The sequence below is a fragment of the Paenibacillus sp. J22FR21 genome (assembly GCF_056269135.1).
The window spans coordinates 37093-54777 of the sequence record NZ_JBWDNJ010000017.1 but is presented as its reverse complement, the minus strand read 5'-3'; the positions used below and the strand labels follow the sequence as shown (position 1 = coordinate 54777).

The following is a 17685-nucleotide window of genomic DNA, read 5'->3' as shown; positions in this document are numbered from 1 at the left end:
TTTAAGAATTCGCTTGTTAGCTCATTCAAAAAACTAGCTTTGCGAAACGTTAGTTTCGCGATTTATGACCATTTGACTGGTCGCTCATTGTTCAGTTTTCAAAGAACAAATTTCATGTCCAGGTTTGTTGACCCAGAATTAGATATTAGCACATTCCGAAACATAATTGCAAGCTTTATTTTCAACTTGTTTTCGTTTCGTTCACCGCTTCGTTGTTGATGTCTCAGCGGCGGAATTAGAATATAACATGATTGTCTACACAGTTGCAACAGGTATTATTTTACAATCCATATATCTCATAGAAGGGCGCGCCTGCGAGAACAAGCGCGCATCATTCCTATGTTCCAGTACTGCATTATTTCCACTCTTCACTGCCTTGAAACGGCATATGACGAGCTTCATCAAATTTAGGGAACGGCAGGTAATCATTAATACCCGATACAGCATTACCTCGCAGCAAGAATGCCGAAGGCCACTGCGGCACTTTAATTAACGTGCTGGTTGGGATATAGCGAATCGTCAGGCCACAGCGACGCAGCGGGGAGTGATTGGCTTCCGATCCGTGAATGATGCTCGGATGATGGACGGAAACGCCGCCTGCACGCAAGATGAGATCCACTGCTTTGTCCTCTTCAACCAGCGCAGGATCCACTTCGGATTCCAGAACATTCGCCGTTGTCGTGTTGGTTTTCATTTCTTGAAGCTCCATCGTTTGTGTACCCGGAATCACTCGCAGACAGCCGTTCTCAGGCAGGGAGTCATCGACTGCGAGCCACAATGTGACTACGTTCATCGGTTCAAGCGGCCAGTAGCTGCCATCTTGATGCCAGAGAACAGGGCGGCCGTCGAATGGCGGCTTACTAATATAGTGGGAAGCGAACAAGGCGATATCCGGACCAATATACTGCTCTGCAATATCGAGCAGGCGATCATCGCTGACTAGGCGAAGCCAGAAAGGATCATCCGCCAATAGCGTGTGACCCAGGTTCTCCGGGCGAAGCCCCGGGTTCTTCTCCATCAGCCATTCCACATGCTGCTGGGCTTCTTGAATCAATGATGCATCGAGAACATCCGGATAGACGGCATAGCCATCACGATCGAACTTTTCTTTTGCCAGCTTTAATTGATCTTGGGACATTGCTGGTTCCTCCTCATGAATTTGAATAACTGCGCGGATTAAGCGTCTTGTACTGCTTCCAGATAAATTCGTTCATGAAAGCCGCCGCGTTTAGCGGATTTCTCCGCTCTTATCGTTTCCAATTGCTCCGCATTGAAGCCATGGACACTTGAGAGCGCATGAAGGAGTTCAAGGATATCGGCCAACTCTTCCAGGGCACTCGCGTTATCCTCCGCTTCCATGTACTCGTGCAGCTCCTCCGATAATTTAAGGCGCAGTTCTTCGTGATATGAAGCTTCATCCAGAATACGAGTCGTGCACGTCTTGCCGTTGTTTGCGATGATTTCCGGAATTCGGTCGCGAACCAGCTTATTGTATGTAGGCATACAAAGGGCTCCTTCTTTAGGAAGTAATTCTAATAAATTCCTCACTTCGAGCCTATTATACCGTGATGATGACACAGATTAAACAGATTCCGGATAAAAAACACCAGCTTCGCAAGGCTTGTGCCCCATGCGGATTTCCCAATCACTGCGTACGATAAAACATCGGGATTCCATCGCGGGAGGAACAGACGCATGAAAGTGGTTGTGACAGGAGGGGCCGGGTTTATCGGCTCGCATCTCGTAAGAAGTTTAATTGCGCGCGGAGCGGAAGTACATGTCATCGACAACCTCTCGTCAGGCTCGGCGGAACGCGTACATCCGAAAGCAAGCCTTCATATAGAGGATATTCGATTCGGTAGAGCAAAACGAATCATAACGTCCGTCAAGCCGGATGTCGTCTATCACCTCGCCGCTCAGGCAGATGTACAGCGATCTATCGCACATCCCAACAGAGATGCCTCTATTAATGTCGGAGGTACCATTAATATGCTTGAAGCCTGCATACTAGCCGGCGTTCACAAAATGATTTTCGCCTCCACATCAGGGGTATACGGCAATTTAGAAAGGGATCGTATCACCGAACAGGATCCCACGGACCCGATATCATTCTACGCAATGTCCAAGCTGACAGCCGAACGATATATCCGCCTCTATAGCCGATTCTATGGGCTGGGATATACGATTCTTCGCTACGGCAACGTATACGGTCCCGGTCAGACGGCCAAAGGCGAAGGCGGCGTCATCGCGAATTTTATAGAGAGAACGGTAAAAGGTTTGCCGCTCGTGATCAACGGAGAAGGGCTCCATACAAGGGATTTCATCTATGTAGGAGATATTGTCTCGGCAAATTTGGCTGCAGCGGAACTCGGAGATCATGAAACTCTTCATGTAAGCACGGGCCTCCGAACGTCTATTAACCACTTAGCTGAGCTGCTTCGAGACCTACACCCCAGTGAAATCGAGGTGCTATATCGACCGGCGAAACCGGGAGATATCTTGCACAGCTGTTTGTCATGCGAGCGAACACGGCACATCCTGCAATGGGAGCCGATTACCGGCATAGAGCGCGGGGTCGGTGAAACGTACCGATTCTGGACGGAGCCGTGAAGCGAACCAAGCAGCTGCAGGTGCGGCAAAATAATAACAGCCTCGTTCTTAGCTCTGAAGGCGATCAGAGTGAAGAACGAGGCTGTATGATTGTCACGGTGCATATACGGAGCCTTGAAGGGTGTACGGACCTGTAATCCGCGCACGCGCGTCATTCGAACGTACGGTCAAGTAGTAGCGCCGCTGCGGAATGGTTCCAACGAAAGTCAGCTGCTCCTTTGATCTTCCTTTTGCAAAACAAGATTCCATATTCCAATAAACAACCAAGCCATCCGAGCTATCCTCACGCAGCATGATCTCCATCTCGCCCGAGTCCCAGCTCGCAAGATCCGGATTCTCCCACCCCACCTCAAACCGCAGCACTACTCGGTCACCGGGCGCTATCGAATCAAGACATAGCGAAGTAAGAACAAGCTGCTCTGGGCCTACGAGGATGGGCTCGAAGCTGCCGACATCCGCACTGCTTTTATCCGAGTATTTCATACCGCACATTCCCTTCCAATTCCTTTAGATGGTTTGCAGCATATGCAAGAAATGTTGACCATACTTTCGAGGTGAAAACTCCACATGCACAAAGCTCATCGCTTCTGCGCGTATTCGTTCTCGCAGCTCCGCGTTCTCCATAAGCTCGCGCGCTTCCTTCAGTGCCTCCGAAACGTTGCCAAGCGTGTAATACTTTCCCGTTCTATTGTGAGTGATCGAGCTAGACACGCCGTCCGAGTCCGTCGTCAGCACCGGGCATCTGCAGCTCATCGCTTCTAAGACTGAATAAGGAGCTCCTTCAACTTTGGAAGTGGCACATAGGAACCCCCCGGAATCTCCGATAATCGAGAACCAATCCGGCATTTCGGAATGAGGAACATTAGATCTTACAGTCAAACGGTCCCATAGTCCAAGCTCTCCCACAATCCGTTCGAACGACTGCCGCTCTGCCGGATCTGCCAAATGGGGATCATGAAACATCCATAATCGCAGGCTTGGATACATAAGCGATAGTCGATAGCCTATCTGCAGAAACTCGCGCCAATTCTTGTTATCCTCCAATCGTCCGAGCCACGCCATGATTGGGGATGCATCCGTTAGAAGCGTTGGCCGATACGAGAACGCAGCTGCATCAATGCAATTATTGAAGTGAAACTGCGGCTTATTCGGAAACAAGTCATGGAATATCGAGGCGATATGCGGGGTGCGTGGATTAAGCAGCGCTGAAGCATGGGCCGCTATAACCGGCGAAGCCGCCGAGAGTGCCTGCCTCGCATCTTCTTTGGGGCCATAACCTTGAATCTCGTAGATGAGCTTCCCATAATAACCGAGCATCCGGAAACGAGTGAGACTCTTATGGTCCGTCGTGACGATTATGGCTTCGTAGCCGCCTGCATCGATCAGCTGTTTAATGGCAATATCGCTATCCGTAATGCGTACATCCGAGGAATCATCCCTATTTTGCAGACCGGCCCCCCATTTGTAGTACAGGCAATGCCCGTACACTCCGAATTCCCGCAGCGCCTTGCACCTTATTCGGTTCAGCGTGTCCATGCCTCCGCTTGGCAGGTAGTAGACAAACAGCACCTTCAACGGCCTCATCCCCCCTTCCGCCCTCAATCCAGCCGATCAAAATCCTTCTCCGTTAATGTCGCAATCAGCATGCCTTTATTACGAAGTACGGCTTTAATTCGCATCGGCTTATGCGTTGAATAGTTCGTAACAATCAGCAGACTGAACGGTGCATAGTTCGGCGCTACCGGGGGCAAATCAATTTGTTTCCGCGCTTCCATCTCCTGCAGCGTCTCGTAGAATAAAGTCCCGTTATTATAGACGTGCACGAGGCAATCGAATACTTCATCGCCGTCATTGACGATGGACCATGAAATGAACTCAATATACCGGCAATCAATTCTCGCGAAAGCAGCGGCATCCAGCCGAAATATCGCCATGAACTCCCTCCTCCGCACGTCTTTCTTCTATTATCGTATGAGAAGCAGAGGCAAACGTAAGGGCCAAACCGCCCCGGACAGCCACCCAAAAACAAGGGTAACTCATCCATTTGTCCAAGCAGATTCCCTATCACCAGCATTAACTAAATAGAGTCTATCTACGAAAGGAAGGATGTGTGGACGATGCAACTCGTAGACTTGAAGGGGAGCTACGACGCCATCTACAGCCTCGGCGACCTATGTTTGCCGGCAATCCAAATGGAGCTTAACGAGATTCGGCCATTCGCAGGCCCGCTGGACTGGATGCAATCGCAGAACCTCTCCGATGTCACCAGACTGCTTCGAAACCGTTTCGCCCGCTTCATGGATTACAGCCATTTGGAGGTCATCAGCAAAGCAAGCGAGAAGCTGTATTATGTCAAAGAGACCGAATATAACGTGTACTCGAATCATGACTTCTACACACACAACAATTTTCCGCCGGAATTGAACGCGTACCCCGAGGTGAAAGCCAAGTACGACCGCAGGGTTGCCCGCTTCCTGGAAAAAGCCGCTTGGAGCGACCACATTCTATTCATTCGTACCGAAGCGACAATGGAGCAGACGAAGGAACTGACTGACGTTCTCTCCGCTATGGTAGCAGGCAGCTATCGCCTGTTGGTTGTGAATCACGCACCGGTGAGCGGTATCGCCCAGCAGCATTGGCCATTGCCGCATGTATGCGCCATTCAACTGCCTGATGAGGAAATATGGCATGGGAACGACCTGCTGTGGAAAGAGATTTTTCAGGGAATTGCGCTCAATGAGGAGTAATGGAGAAAGGGCATCCATATCGGATTGCCCTTTTATCGTTACGGCTTCTGTTGGTTATCGACCATTGTCGAGAGTACAGGCCAATCCGGCAGCTTGTAGCCGCCGTTCGCGAGTCTGAGTCCGGCCAATATTCGGTTCCACACCTCATAGTCCACCATGACCCCGGGATCCGGCGTTTGGTCTGCAAATATTCGGTTGTACAAATCGCCTTTCACCATGAATCTCTCATTCGGCATAGCTGCCCTCCTCACTTCTCGATTGTTACTTCTTCATAACGGATTGATATACGTCCAGTACCCGTTCCACCATCTTATCCATCGACCACTGGGCGGTGCCCCATGCTCTTGCGTTTCGTCCAAGCTGTTCTCGGAGACTGTCATTGGCAAGCAGCAGCCCCAGCTGTTCAGCAAGCTTAACCGAATCGCGCACGGGAGAGATTAGACCTGTCACTTCATGCTCGACCATCTCAGGGAGTCCGCCTGCCGTCGACACTAAGGAAGGAAGCCCTGCCACCTGCGCCTCCATCAAAGAGAAGGGCTGATTATCTTGTATGCAGGAATGAACGAAAATATCGGATGTCCGAAGCAGCCCCGGAATATCATCCCGAACGCCGAGAAACAAGACATCCTGCTGGAGTTGATGAGCTGCCGTCAGCTGCTCAAGCTCTGCCCGCTGTTCGCCGTCTCCAACGATCCAGCACACCCAATCTCGGCGTGTCCATTTCAAAATGCCCAGCGCTGCGATGAGGATGTCAATTCCTTTGACGAACGAAAGGCGTGCGGGGCATATAATGATTTTCTTACCCGGTGTGCGCTGCATCGTCGTTCCTTTGCTTGCCTGCCTCTCGAAGGCGTCGATGTCCAGACCATATGGAAACACCTTGATTCGCTCTTCCGGCACTCCGAACGTGTTTAATAGCAGCTGCTTCTGCCAGTTGTTCGCCGTCACCGTAACATCGCCTGAGGCCGCACCATAATGCTCGATGCCGTTAAAATAATTCCAAGCCGGCGAGTTCTCCGCTACGCCTAATTGGGGGTTTAATCGATAGTTCATCGTCACTTCTATCGCAACGGAGCCATGAACATGGGCAACAAGTGCCGTCCTCGGGGACTTCACCCGTCCGAGTGCTCTAGCGGCGAATATATCATGGGTATGGATGATGTCATATTGTTCGAGCCCAAAATAAGCAGCTGCCAGCTCCAAATAATAGCGCTCAAATTCGCAATGCATCACATAGGGGTCCACGTGAATCTGCGGGACACGAGACGCGCTTAGCTTGGCGGCGATCAGAGGACGCAGCACTTCCTTGGCAATCTCCTTATTCAGACCCGGCATATGCACTTTATCAGGAGCGGTGCCGAGCAGGTCCACTTGATGTCCCATCAGCTCAAGCCGCTCTTTCAGCTGCGTCATATACTTCCATACGCCGCCAACATGCGGAACCTGCCAAAAGGTGGCCAACAATATCTTCATGCTGTCCTCTCTCCCTGCATCCGTCAGCTGCCGGACAACTGCTCCGGCGCGGAAGTGGTCATACGTTGTCGTAGTACCATCGTATGTACGAGATATCTTAAGAGCCACGACGGTTGGACCCCGTCAATGGACTATTTACTGGGAGGCTTTTGTATAGCAAAAAAACCTGCTCCCGGTAATGGGAGCAGGTCAGGCTGTTGAGAAACGCACGTGTTATATAAGAGGAGCCGTCTACCAACCTGTAACGGTTGTGACAGTGGTTATCTGGCCGAAAAAACACTTTGTTATTTTCTAACGGTTGCTAGCGGGCTTATTTGGACATTTTCCGGTAAAAATCGGCCATTGTGCAGTGAATAAGGATGCTCGCAACCGCTAGAATTTTAAAAGTCGTTCATTACATGAAATAGCCACGCTGACAACCGTTAGAGGAGAATCAAATGGCAATATCGGTATTGCGTCCAAACAGTCGCTCATGGACGCGGCTCTATGCGGAACATGAAGACTACGCCTCAAGCAATTTGTAAATCACTTTCGCGCTTTCGGCACGGGTTGCATGTCCTTGCGGCTCGAAGCTGCCGCCGTTCTTGCCATCGAGGAGGCCCAGCTCCTTCGCCGCCCCGATTGATGCTGCAGCCCAGCTGCTGATGGCATTCGCATCGGAGAAGCTCTTCAGCTCTTCAGCTTGATCAGCGGTCAGCTTGCCGTGCTTCAACTCATACGCACGCATGAGCATGACGGCCATCTCTTCACGCGTAATCGTGCCGTTCGGCGCGAATGTTGATGCGCTGCGGCCGTTCACGATACCCGCTTCAGCTGCCGCTGCCACGTAAGGCGCGTACCAAGCGCCGGCCGATACGTCTGCGAATGCAGCCGACTTCGTCGCTTTGAGCTCCAGCGCGCGAACAAGCAGTGCGGCGAACTCAGCACGGGTGATGCTGCGGTTTGGCTCGAATCGATCCGCGCTTGCACCGTTCATGATATGCTTCGCCGTTAGTTCACTAATCATCGAAGCTGCCCAGTGTGACGCGGACACATCAGAGAAGTGCTTCGTGAACTCCAGTACAGCGTAGCTGGAGAAGTGAGAAATCCGGACGGTCATTGTGCCGTCAGAATTCAGTTTGCCGCCAACAAACTCAAGTTGACCATTGTCTGCGATATAATAGACGCCGATCAATTTCGTGTTGGCATTGCTGTTCACCTTGAAGGTAAGGGTAAGCGGTTGTACAAACTTACTCAGTACAGCTGTTTCCTTGCCCTTCGCATCTACAACCGCGAGACGGAAATCGTAAATATTCGATGCGACATGCAGCTCTGTTGTGCCTACTTGCTCGGCTTTAGCCACAAGTGCTTGCTTAGCCTGCTCGCTTAGCGGCTGCACATGGAGTGAAATTTGGCTACTGCTTCCGGTCGCACTGTCGCCTTGCTTGACCAGCTCGTTCAACACGTCAGTCGGAACACCGACTTTAACGTCGCCTTGGTTCACTTCCAGTGATTTGTTGCCAAGAAGCTCTGCCGTATTCACAGGCAGAAGCAGCTGGCTCTTCCCTTCCGTATTGATTGTTACTTTGTCGCCCGTTGCTTTGCCGATTACTTCTTTCAATTGTGCTTCTGTACGTCTATCTGTACCTTTATCTGTTTCGCTAACGGTTCCTCCGGAAGTAGCTGACGGAGGCGGCGAAAGATCGCCTTCTCTTGTAATCGTCAGCTCAAGCGTCTTCGTCGCTTGGCTCGCACGTCCTGCATCGGTATACCACGGAAGTGCCAGCGTTTCCGCACTTGGCTCAATATGCAGCGTGAAGTGGTTAACTCCCACAGCAAGCGGCAATTTCTCGACAAGTACATCACCTGTTGCATTCATGTCCGATGCATCAATTGGCTTACCGTTAATGGTGAAGGTTACACCATAAGGTACGTTTGCTTTTAGCGCAAATTCTTTCTCGGACGTTGTAAATGCAATGTCATCGCCGTACGAGATACGCGGCATGGTCACGATCATCGGCATATCCACCCAGCGAAGCACGTAATCGTCCACAACCATCGTATTGCCGCCTTGGTTCTTGATCGTCAACTGCATATTCGTATCCGTCGAGGAGTAAGCGTAATTGCCGGCATCCTCGGTGTCATTGGCTTTACGAGTATGGGAAGTCAACGCCTCTGTTGACCATGCCCCGCGTGTATATTTGTATTGAATGGTTTTGCCGGCCATCATCTTGAAGCTGTATTCCACCACGTCGCGCGTCGTTGCGCCGCTCGGTACATTCAGCTTGTTGCCCGATGCATTCCAGCCGTTAAGATCGCCTGCCAAGTAAATATCATCTTGAACCGGCGTGTAGCTTGGAAGATGAACGCGCAGCTTCACATCCACCATGACCAGCTTCGGCGTAACCGACTTCTCGTCGGAATAACCGCGATTATAGGCGCTATCTACTGCTGCCACTTTGTACGTGTACGCCGTATCATTGCTGACCGTAAAGTCCACATACGATGTAGCTGTGTTGTCCACAACTGCAATGCGCATAAATTCCGTGTCCGCTTTCTTGCGATAAACCTCATAATGATGCGCCGCTTCCTCAGACGCTGCCGCAGTCCAGGTCAATTGAACACGGTTCGACTCTGTCATAATATCAGCGAGCACAGGCGCTTCCGGTTCCGTCGTGTCGCTGCTGTCTGCGTGTACATCAACGCTCTGCTGCTCGGACTCCGTGAATGTATCCCCGTTGTCGCTGGAGACTTTCGCGAAGTAATAGTAAGCACCCGCCTCGATCGGCTCAAACGCTGCCCAATATACTTTCTTCCCGTCTTGCGTGTCCTGCTTATAACGCAGCTTGGTTTCTACCGCATCGGATTGGCTTGAACCTTCCTTGTAATAAGCAAGGCGTGCAATCAGATTCGGCGCTTCGCTGCCTGCATAAGCTGCGTTATCGGTAAGTCCCGGAATGTCGATGGCGACTTGGATTTCGGAGGTCTTGTGACCCGCGCCGAGCGTAACCGCATCCGATTGCTTCGTAATCGTTACCCCGTTCACTGCAAAAGAAGGCGTCGCCGATGCATACTCGCTCAGCAGACTCTCACCACTGCCCGTAACTGCAGTCACGGTGTAGTAGTACTTCATCCCGTTCTCCACGTTCACATCTGTCCATGTGTTGCCTTCTGCTTGGCCGGCCAATTGCAGCTCAGCACCTTCGATTGCCGCACGGTACACGTTGTAGCCCGTTGCACCTTGTGCAGCATCCCATGTCAGCGCAACCTCGCCGTTACCGCCGACCGCTGCAACATTCCGCACCTGCGGCACGGTAACAAGCGCGGTCGTGGAGGTCATCATCAGACCACTCATCGCTTTCACTGTAAGCGAGATGGTAGCGCCTGTGACCGTACCTTCAATTTCACTGCCCAACTGATCTGCTAATGTGATGCCTTCAGGGAGGAACCCTGCAACATTGGCTTCAAACGTAACATCAGTCGTGCCGCGATTCACTACAACAAGACCTGCTTGACTGTGCGTTTTGCGCGCATAGGCAATTACATCGCCTTGGTTGTACGCCGTCTTCAGCTCACCTGTGCGGAATACTTCATTATCCTCACGGATGTTCGCTGCTTTCTGATACGTATCAAATAAATTCGTGTACTTGCCTACTCCTGCATACTCACCATCGGAACCCGAAACGCGCTCCCACGGGAATGTGCGGCGGGAATCCGGATCCTTCGTACCCGTCAAACCAACCTCATCACCATAGTTGATCGTAGGCGCACCCGGATAACCCAATTGGAAAATCGCGGTAAGCGCCTGCATCTTGAGGGCTTTATCCGATGCATCAGGCGCAATCGCCAAATGTTCCTCTTCCCACTCCGGTTTGTCATACTTCGTAATGGAACGAATCGTATCATGGGAATCCACGAGGTTCAGCATGACTTGCCACGCTTCTGCCGGATAATCCTCACGAATGGACTCCAGCGCATCATTGAACTGTGCCGCATTGCCGCTGATAATGAAGCTTTGCAGCGCACCGCGGAAACGGTAATTCATAACGGAGTCAAACTGATCGCCAAGCAGGAAGCGAGTGGCAACGCCCCACTCTTCGCCCAGAATGATCGGTTCCGGAATCGTATTGCCATTGCTGTCCACGCGGCCGGCTGTCGATTTCACCGCTTTGCGGAATTGCTGCCATGTACCTGAGGATACATCCGGCGCAACGTCAAGTCGCCAGCCGTTCGCACCCATCCACTCCCAGCGCTGCGAGTTCGCATTTTGCATCAAGGCATCTGCGTCTTCGTCCGACTTGCCGCTTAGGTCATGACCGATGACGAGGTCGCGATAGCCCTGCACGTTCCACTCATGGTTGCCCGAGAGTGCATCATTGTCGCCATCCGCCGCTTGCGGTGCATCGACAACAGGCAGGGAATCGTAGCCCCACCAGCCTTCATATTTGTAGTGGCCGTCTACTTGCTCATTCGAAACGGTAAACCAAGTGGTAAAGTCAAAATCATTCGGATAGGCATAATGCTCCCCTGTAGCTGGGTTGATCTGTGCCGTGAACGCATCGATTGTCTGCTGCTTCGCAGCTTCTAACGTTACGTCATCCTTATTCACTTTGTCGTACACTTTCGCCCAGAACTCATAAGCGCCAATCTCCGGATATTTCTCATAACGGTCAAAATAAATCGAGTCATCGCCGACATGGTTAAACACGCCGTCCACGATCAGCTTGATGCCCATCTCGCTTGCTTTCTTCGTGAAAGCAGTGAAAACACGGTCGGAAGCAATGCGCGTTGCTTCATAATCGAGTCCGGAAACCGGGTTGCCCGGTGTATTGTAGACCGGCTCACCGAACATCGGATCCAGATGCTTATAATCCGTCGCGTCATATTTGTGGTTCGAAGCCGCCCAAGCGACGGGGTTGAAGTAGATGACGTTGACGCCAATAGACTTCAAATAGTCGAGTTTCTGTGATGCACCTGCAATGTCGCCGCCATAGAACTCATTCGTCCATAGACCATCTGATTCAGCCTCCGGGAAATACGGCTGCTGCTCAGGTGTTGTACGATCCGGATTCTCGGGTACGTCATTCCAAGAGCCCCACACTTGATCCGATGCAGGATCATTCGATACGCCGCCATCAAAATATTGCAGCTTATGACCGTTGTTCTCCGTCAATTCCTCACCTGGGAGGGCTGCCCCGCCACGATACCCATCGACGATCTTAGCGCGGTTGTTGGAAGAATCCCCATCCAAGAAACGATCCGGGAAGATTTGATAGACGACCGCATTCTTCATCCAATCCGGCGTCTTGAAATCTTTGTCATACACAGTCAAATCGTATGGAAGAACGCCTTCATCCGCAGAAGCACCGCTGCCGCCGCGTGATCCATCGTCCCCGTATTCCACTTTCGCAGGGCCGTCGATCAGAATGAATTTGTAGCCCCAAACGCCGATCCCTTGGAACGCAGAAGCAGGAATGGTTACCTCCCAATAATCCTTCTCGTCAAAAGAAGTCGCTTTGCGCATATCGAATGCCGAAGCCAGCCCTTGCGGGTTGCTCAACTCGACGCGCACCACTTGTGCGTCGCCAGCTTCCGTTGCGATGCGGAGTGTTACCGCCTCGCTGCCTTCTTTGATCGCGCCGAAAGGTTTCTTGTACGTAACCGAACGGGAGTCAAATACCAGCTTATCGCGGTGAATCATGCCGTCGAATTGGCTGTCCGCCGGTTTATAGTCCGTCGTGATCGTGCGATCCGCGAGAACGGTGGTGAAAGTCACGTCCGCAGGATCCAGTGTTTGCAGCACGAAGTTTCCGCCGCCTGCACCGTAGTTGTTCGCATCCCAGTTATTGCCTTGCACGACTTTCATTTCGTAGCGTGCGGCCGGTAGCGTGCGTTGAAGCTTATAAGCCGATCCGTCGAAATTATAATCTATGAATAGCTGCCGCGCTTGATCCGGTGCCCATTCGGATTCGCCGAATACAGCTTGAATGCTGCCAACAAGCCGCGGCCATTCCGTGGAACTAAGGGCAGGTGTATACTGCTGTGCACCGGCTACGTTTGGCAGGTTGATCCGCACTTGACCCAGCTCGTCATTAAGATAGAAATTGACCTTCGTCTGCTCCGTCAGTGTAAATTCGATATTATTGCCGCCATTGGAATAGCCGTCCCAAGTACCTTGGTGCACGACTTTAAAGGCGTATTGGCCTGCGTCCAGCACAGTGGAGTACGCGTAAAACTCACCAACGAGATGCTTCATCTGCGTCACGGCCGAATCGTTACTCCAGCCTTGGAAGGAGCCGACTACAACCCACTTGTGGTTGCCGCCAGGCTGCTCTGCGAAGGTATCCGCTTGAATCGCACCTTCCCCTGCGGCGTCTGCATTTGCTTGCTGTGGAAAGAAGCCTACAATCTGTACAACCATAAGCATGGATAGAAGAAGTGCCCACATGCGAGTTTGGCTTTTGCCTTTCATGGTTATCATTCCTTTGCCTCCCTAAGTTAAAATGACTGACGATGCTGTGCCTCTTGAGCTGAGTAGATGAAAACATGAAATTTCGCGCAAACGTTTGCGCAAATACCCATAAAATCCCCTTTCCGCCGATAAAAAAGAGCTATCCCCATGAAGAGGAGATAGCCGGGGTTGTTCCGCTTCGATTATCGAAGACCGGAAAGCATTGCCCTTAAATTAGCAATAATCAGCGTAGTTCATTGCCTTTATCTTAGTATGAAAACGCTTTATAGTCAATGATATCCATTAAGGAAAATCATTGGCGATATTCGTGGCATGCTTCTTTTCATGCAGTAGTACGCGCAATCGTTTGCGCTTTCCATTATTTTCTGTGAGTATTGCTGCATATGACTTCCTTATCACTCTGCAGTTTCGTGCTGCGTTGGATACACAATAAAGTGCCGATAATCATGTTAAAATTTCATGAACTGTGTTGTATATTTATACATGATATCATATAATTATCCGTAACAAGGATATGAGGGAGGATCATAAATGTCACTCGTAGTACGCAATGTAGAGTTTGAGGACGTGAACGGCCTAGCAGCCTTAATGCATAATTATATCGTGGGCTTCTATAAGAAGGCATGGCCCGGAGATCGCGTTGTTCGTCAATTGATTCAAACGCTGCTCGAGAAACAAGAGGGCATTCAATTCGTAGCGCTGAAGGATGGAGAAACGGTCGGCTTCGCCACGCTCTATTTTACATATAGCACCATGAAAGCCGAACGGATCACCGTAATGAACGACCTCTATGTTATGGAGCCCTATAGAGATACACAGGTGGAGTCGCAGCTGTTCCTCGCCTGTCAGCGTTATACTCATGATCTCGGCTATGCTCGCATGTCGTGGATTACCGCTAAGGATAACACCAGAGCGCAGTGCTTCTTTGACAAAATGGGCGGCGTGCAAGATGAATGGGTCAACTATTCGATTGGATAACGCGCTCATATCGTTAAAAAAGCCGCACCCCTTAACCGGGATGCGGCTTTCTTGATTCTATAGGGAGACGAAGGCACCGCCGGCGTCTGCCGACTTCTGCTCTGCTTCGATAATATCCAGTGTGCGCGCTGCGCTCTCCGGCGTGCATACTGTAATTGGCTTATCGTTTGCCAACGAATCGATGAAGGAGCGAATTTCGAAATAGTACCCCATATCATCGGACAGCTCAGCTACGAAGCTTGGCTCTTCGTTTGGATTAACCTTCACCTTATTATCCGCGAAGATGAGGTTCCCGCCTTCGAAGTTCAGACGGTAGTTCATTTCAAAGCCGAAATCGCCGCGAAGCGTCCAATCCGCTTGAGCATTCAATACGAGACCACTGTCGTATACATAATGCGTCGATACGATATCATAGGCGCTGCCCGGAATGACATTGCGAGCCATTGTCGAAACCTTATCCGGCACACCAAACAGCCAGTGTACCATATCTGTATCATGAATGTGCATGTCCAGCAGACAGCCGCCGCTCTTGCTGCCATCAAGGAACCATTCAGCCGGCAGACCTGAGCCGCGGAAGAACGAACCGCCAAGCGGCTTGCCGTAACGTCCATCTTCGATACATGCTTTGGCATATTCATAGGCCGGCCAGAAACGCAGACATTGACCGATCATCAGTTTCTTGCCTGTACGTTCCGCAGTTGCTACCATTCGCCAAGCATCCTCAGCGGTGCGAGCAATCGGCTTCTCACACATCACGTGGTAGCCTTTCTCCAGCATCATACAAGTGATATCTGCATGAAGCCCTGTAGGCAGCGTGATATCGATCATATCCAGATCTTCATTGGCGATCATTTCTTCAATATTGGTATACAGATTGAACGGATCGAGATTGTACAGCTCTTGATTGGTCGCAATATTACCGATTGCCTTGCCGTCCTTCAATTCCTCGATGCGCACATCGCAAATGGCCTTCAATTGAACCGGCGCGCCTTCCGCCATAAGCCGAGTATAGTTGTCAAAATGCATACGTCCCATAAAACCAAAGCCGATCAGACCTACCTTAATCATGCTGCTTCCTCCTTTTAGTGGTTGCCTCGTCCCAGGATGGCATCCATCGCGCGGGATGTGTTGTAAATGATTTGCTCACCATGATGCGTGTATCCGGGAATCATCTCTGCGATGACATAGTTGTTATAGTCGATGGCGCGAAGAGCCTCTACTACTGCAGGATAGTTCACATCGCCGGCAAGCAGATCAACAAACCCGTGCAATCCGCCCGCTTGTCTGCGGTAGTCTTTGAAATGCACTTTTTTGATCCGGTTGCCCAGAATCCGTACCCATTGCTCTGGATATCCGTTAGCCACGACATTGCCCACATCAAAGTAGGAGCCGACATAATCGGAGTTAACCGTGTCAATGAACGTCCGCAGCTCGAGTGGGGAAAGCAGGAACTTGTTCCACACGTTCTCGATGCCGATTGAAACCCCCGCTGCCTTCGCATCTGTAGACAACGTGCTGATACATTCAAGCGCGCGCTCATAAGCACGCTCGTAATCCACTACTTCACTGTCCGGTATGAAATCAACGCCTACTGCGCCTGGAATAACCAAGATTGTATCGACGCCAAAAGATGCCGCAAGCTCCAATTGCTTGCGAGTAATATCCATTGCTTTCGTGCGGTTAGCCGCCGATTCGCTTGTCATGGAGTAGGACCAGTAGAGACCTGTAGCAAGACCGCAAATTTCAAGATCAGACTGCTCCAACTGAGACTTGATATCGCGGACCTCTTGCTCTGTAGCTTCCAGACTAAGCTCGCCTGTTTCGTTCAAGGACAGCTCGATTCCTTCGAATCCAGCGTCTTTGGCAATGCGTATCGATTCGGCAATCGTCGTCCCTTGTGGAAAAGACCAAATGTTAACTCCCTTTTTCATCAGGCTTGCCTCCTAAGTGATTTGTATTTTTCCTGTTTATTGCGTAAAGCTGATCATTTATAATGAAACTGCCAACAATAATCAAAGTATAGTAGAAATGACGAGAAAAATATTTAGCGGAAACAGATATAATTTGAACTTTTCCGAGATCATATCCGCTGATGAAGAGTGAGGTTCGTTCAGATGGAGCAGCTGCATGCAGAAGATCGTCATCAACTTGCTTACGCCCATTTTCGCGAGTGGTCGCCAAGCATCCATTATGCCAAATATCAGAGCCTTCCCCCCGGAAAGCTGCCAAGACGAAGGCTCTACGACTATGAAATTCTATATGTCAGCCAAGGCGAAGCCGCGACGACGATTGGGGAAACGCGCTACGAATGGAAGGCCGGACAGCTCATCTACCTGCCAGCGGGGCTGTTCCATCAGAATGAGATTGTCTCTCAGCCAAACGCCCAATTTCTCGGCATCCACTTCGACTATTTCGATGAACTGGAGGTGGGCTCTGACGAGGATATGGTTGTGAATGAGGCGCATCCTCCGGCGGAGAAGTTTTGCCGCGAGGCAACGAATGAGACCTTCCCGCCACTGTCGGAGCAAATTATCTATACCCCCTCCCTGCTCTGCGTGCAGCTCATGGAGCAGTTAGTCGAGGAGTTCACTACGCGTCCTCCCGGGTACGAACTGGCTTGCAAGGCGCTGATGCTGAACATTTTGTCGCAGCTGCAGCGTTCCAGATCCACGCTCCATCAGCGTGCTGCCGATACGGTTCACGGCCAGCGTCTGTTGTCGCTCATGAAGCAGATGGAATCATCGCTATCTGAGGCGTGGAGCAACAAACGATTAGCCGATCTGCTGCTCATGAATGAGGATCACGCTGCGAAGCTGTTCAAACAGGTCGCCGGACAGCCGCCCGGCGAATTCCTGCGCTCCATTCGGCACCGTGAAGCTCGCAGACTGCTCCGCGAAACCGACTTGTCCGTCGAAGAAGTCGGCGAACGCACGGGCTGCCCCGACATCCACTACTTCAGCCGCCAATTCCGCAAGCAGGAAGGGCTGTCGCCGAGCATGTACCGCAAACTCTCGCGGGTACTGTAGGGGGAAGTCGGTCTTCAAACTAGCCGAGCTGGATCTTGAGATGCTGAGAGAACGAAAGTCGAACGCTCATCGCCGAAGCCACATCGAAAAATGACTGAGAGTCGAGAAATCGGCCTCTCGTGGCCAAACTAACTGTTGTGTGCTGGTATTGGTGCGGGATGATGCTAGTACGGTGCTGGTGTTAGTACGGAGCTCAAAGACCACCGGGATTCGGAACGCTAACGAACCATGCAGGCCTTATTCGGGCGAAATGAGCCCCCATTTTATTCTAACGAATCGTGGTGGCCTTATTTTAGTGAATTGAGTCTACAATGAGCATTTTCAACCCAAATAAGGCCTGTAGGGTTCGTTAGAATTTCAACCCCCTCGATTTGGCTGAAATAAGACCTCTGTGGTTCGT

The 17685-nt window shown here is 51.0% G+C and carries 14 protein-coding genes; 4 read left to right on the top strand and 10 right to left on the bottom strand.

Features of this window, described 5'->3' with window-relative positions; translation table 11 throughout:
- Positions 1 to 355: 355 nt before the first annotated feature.
- Together AC0YNS_RS31230 and AC0YNS_RS31225 are read right to left on the bottom strand one after the other, a co-directional pair.
- The gene (locus tag AC0YNS_RS31230) at positions 356 to 1138 is read right to left on the bottom strand and encodes a phytanoyl-CoA dioxygenase family protein (protein WP_475784762.1); all 783 of its coding nucleotides are present in this window, start codon (positions 1136 to 1138) and stop codon (positions 356 to 358) included.
- 38 nt (positions 1139 to 1176) lie between these two features.
- Entirely contained in the window at positions 1177 to 1503 is a 327-nt protein-coding gene (locus AC0YNS_RS31225) for a nucleoside triphosphate pyrophosphohydrolase (RefSeq protein WP_475784761.1), read from the bottom strand.
- Positions 1504 to 1695: 192 nt separating this feature from the next.
- Between AC0YNS_RS31225 and AC0YNS_RS31220 the strand changes: the two genes are divergently transcribed.
- On the top strand, positions 1696 to 2610 hold the full coding sequence (locus tag AC0YNS_RS31220; protein ID WP_475784760.1) for an NAD-dependent epimerase/dehydratase family protein: 915 nt from the start codon (positions 1696 to 1698) through the stop codon (positions 2608 to 2610).
- Between the two features lie 93 nt (positions 2611 to 2703).
- On the opposite strand, the gene AC0YNS_RS31215 is transcribed toward AC0YNS_RS31220, so the two are convergent.
- Genes AC0YNS_RS31215 through AC0YNS_RS31205 form a run of 3 tightly spaced genes read right to left on the bottom strand, consistent with a single transcriptional unit; the run spans position 2704 to position 4544 of the window.
- Complete coding sequence (locus AC0YNS_RS31215) at positions 2704 to 3093, bottom strand: hypothetical protein (protein WP_475784759.1); 390 nt, start codon at positions 3091 to 3093, stop codon at positions 2704 to 2706.
- Positions 3094 to 3117: 24 nt separating this feature from the next.
- Positions 3118 to 4194, bottom strand: coding sequence for a glycosyltransferase family 4 protein (locus AC0YNS_RS31210; protein ID WP_475784758.1), 1077 nt, complete (start codon positions 4192 to 4194; stop codon positions 3118 to 3120).
- Between the two features lie 14 nt (positions 4195 to 4208).
- A complete protein-coding gene (locus AC0YNS_RS31205; protein WP_475784757.1) occupies positions 4209 to 4544 on the bottom strand; it encodes a hypothetical protein in 336 nt (111 codons plus the stop codon).
- 183 nt (positions 4545 to 4727) lie between these two features.
- Between AC0YNS_RS31205 and AC0YNS_RS31200 the strand changes: the two genes are divergently transcribed.
- Entirely contained in the window at positions 4728 to 5357 is a 630-nt protein-coding gene (locus AC0YNS_RS31200; protein WP_475784756.1) for a DUF1796 family putative cysteine peptidase, read from the top strand.
- Between the two features lie 38 nt (positions 5358 to 5395).
- Here AC0YNS_RS31200 and AC0YNS_RS31195 read toward each other — a convergent pair whose 3' ends face one another.
- From AC0YNS_RS31195 to AC0YNS_RS31185, 3 genes are all read right to left on the bottom strand, one after another.
- A complete protein-coding gene (locus tag AC0YNS_RS31195) occupies positions 5396 to 5593 on the bottom strand; it encodes a hypothetical protein (RefSeq protein ID WP_475784755.1) in 198 nt (65 codons plus the stop codon).
- A 25-nt stretch (positions 5594 to 5618) separates the two neighbouring features.
- Positions 5619 to 6938, bottom strand: coding sequence for a glycosyltransferase family 4 protein (locus AC0YNS_RS31190; RefSeq protein WP_475784754.1), 1320 nt, complete (start codon positions 6936 to 6938; stop codon positions 5619 to 5621).
- A 394-nt stretch (positions 6939 to 7332) separates the two neighbouring features.
- A complete protein-coding gene (locus tag AC0YNS_RS31185) occupies positions 7333 to 13290 on the bottom strand; it encodes an S-layer homology domain-containing protein (protein ID WP_475784753.1) in 5958 nt (1985 codons plus the stop codon).
- Between the two features lie 522 nt (positions 13291 to 13812).
- Here AC0YNS_RS31185 and AC0YNS_RS31180 point away from each other — a divergent pair.
- On the top strand, positions 13813 to 14259 hold the full coding sequence (locus AC0YNS_RS31180; protein WP_475784752.1) for an N-acetyltransferase family protein: 447 nt from the start codon (positions 13813 to 13815) through the stop codon (positions 14257 to 14259).
- Between the two features lie 57 nt (positions 14260 to 14316).
- On the opposite strand, the gene AC0YNS_RS31175 is transcribed toward AC0YNS_RS31180, so the two are convergent.
- Both AC0YNS_RS31175 and AC0YNS_RS31170 read right to left on the bottom strand, forming a co-directional pair.
- Positions 14317 to 15327 (bottom strand): Gfo/Idh/MocA family protein, encoded by a 1011-nt coding sequence (locus tag AC0YNS_RS31175; RefSeq protein ID WP_475784751.1) that lies wholly within the window; start codon positions 15325 to 15327, stop codon positions 14317 to 14319.
- A 14-nt stretch (positions 15328 to 15341) separates the two neighbouring features.
- Positions 15342 to 16190, bottom strand: coding sequence for a sugar phosphate isomerase/epimerase family protein (locus AC0YNS_RS31170; RefSeq protein WP_475784750.1), 849 nt, complete (start codon positions 16188 to 16190; stop codon positions 15342 to 15344).
- Between the two features lie 183 nt (positions 16191 to 16373).
- Here AC0YNS_RS31170 and AC0YNS_RS31165 point away from each other — a divergent pair, with 183 nt between their 5' ends.
- Positions 16374 to 17285, top strand: a complete 912-nt coding sequence (locus AC0YNS_RS31165) for a helix-turn-helix domain-containing protein (RefSeq protein WP_475784749.1) — start codon at positions 16374 to 16376, stop codon at positions 17283 to 17285.
- The last annotated feature ends 400 nt before the right edge of the window (positions 17286 to 17685 follow it).

Excerpts from the sequence above, each read along its gene's own strand:
- AC0YNS_RS31180 (WP_475784752.1), top strand. The coding sequence starts at position 13,813 with ATGTCACTCGTAGTACGCAATGTAGAGTTTGAGGACGTGAACGGCCTA.
- AC0YNS_RS31185 (WP_475784753.1), bottom strand. The coding sequence starts at position 13,290 with ATGATAACCATGAAAGGCAAAAGCCAAACTCGCATGTGGGCACTTCTT.
- AC0YNS_RS31175 (WP_475784751.1), bottom strand. The coding sequence starts at position 15,327 with ATGATTAAGGTAGGTCTGATCGGCTTTGGTTTTATGGGACGTATGCAT.
- AC0YNS_RS31220 (WP_475784760.1), top strand. The coding sequence starts at position 1,696 with ATGAAAGTGGTTGTGACAGGAGGGGCCGGGTTTATCGGCTCGCATCTC.
- AC0YNS_RS31230 (WP_475784762.1), bottom strand. The coding sequence starts at position 1,138 with ATGTCCCAAGATCAATTAAAGCTGGCAAAAGAAAAGTTCGATCGTGAT.
- AC0YNS_RS31205 (WP_475784757.1), bottom strand. The coding sequence starts at position 4,544 with ATGGCGATATTTCGGCTGGATGCCGCTGCTTTCGCGAGAATTGATTGC.
- AC0YNS_RS31195 (WP_475784755.1), bottom strand. The coding sequence starts at position 5,593 with ATGCCGAATGAGAGATTCATGGTGAAAGGCGATTTGTACAACCGAATA.
- AC0YNS_RS31210 (WP_475784758.1), bottom strand. The coding sequence starts at position 4,194 with ATGAGGCCGTTGAAGGTGCTGTTTGTCTACTACCTGCCAAGCGGAGGC.
- AC0YNS_RS31170 (WP_475784750.1), bottom strand. The coding sequence starts at position 16,190 with ATGAAAAAGGGAGTTAACATTTGGTCTTTTCCACAAGGGACGACGATT.
- AC0YNS_RS31200 (WP_475784756.1), top strand. The coding sequence starts at position 4,728 with ATGCAACTCGTAGACTTGAAGGGGAGCTACGACGCCATCTACAGCCTC.
- AC0YNS_RS31225 (WP_475784761.1), bottom strand. The coding sequence starts at position 1,503 with ATGCCTACATACAATAAGCTGGTTCGCGACCGAATTCCGGAAATCATC.
- AC0YNS_RS31165 (WP_475784749.1), top strand. The coding sequence starts at position 16,374 with ATGGAGCAGCTGCATGCAGAAGATCGTCATCAACTTGCTTACGCCCAT.
- AC0YNS_RS31215 (WP_475784759.1), bottom strand. The coding sequence starts at position 3,093 with ATGAAATACTCGGATAAAAGCAGTGCGGATGTCGGCAGCTTCGAGCCC.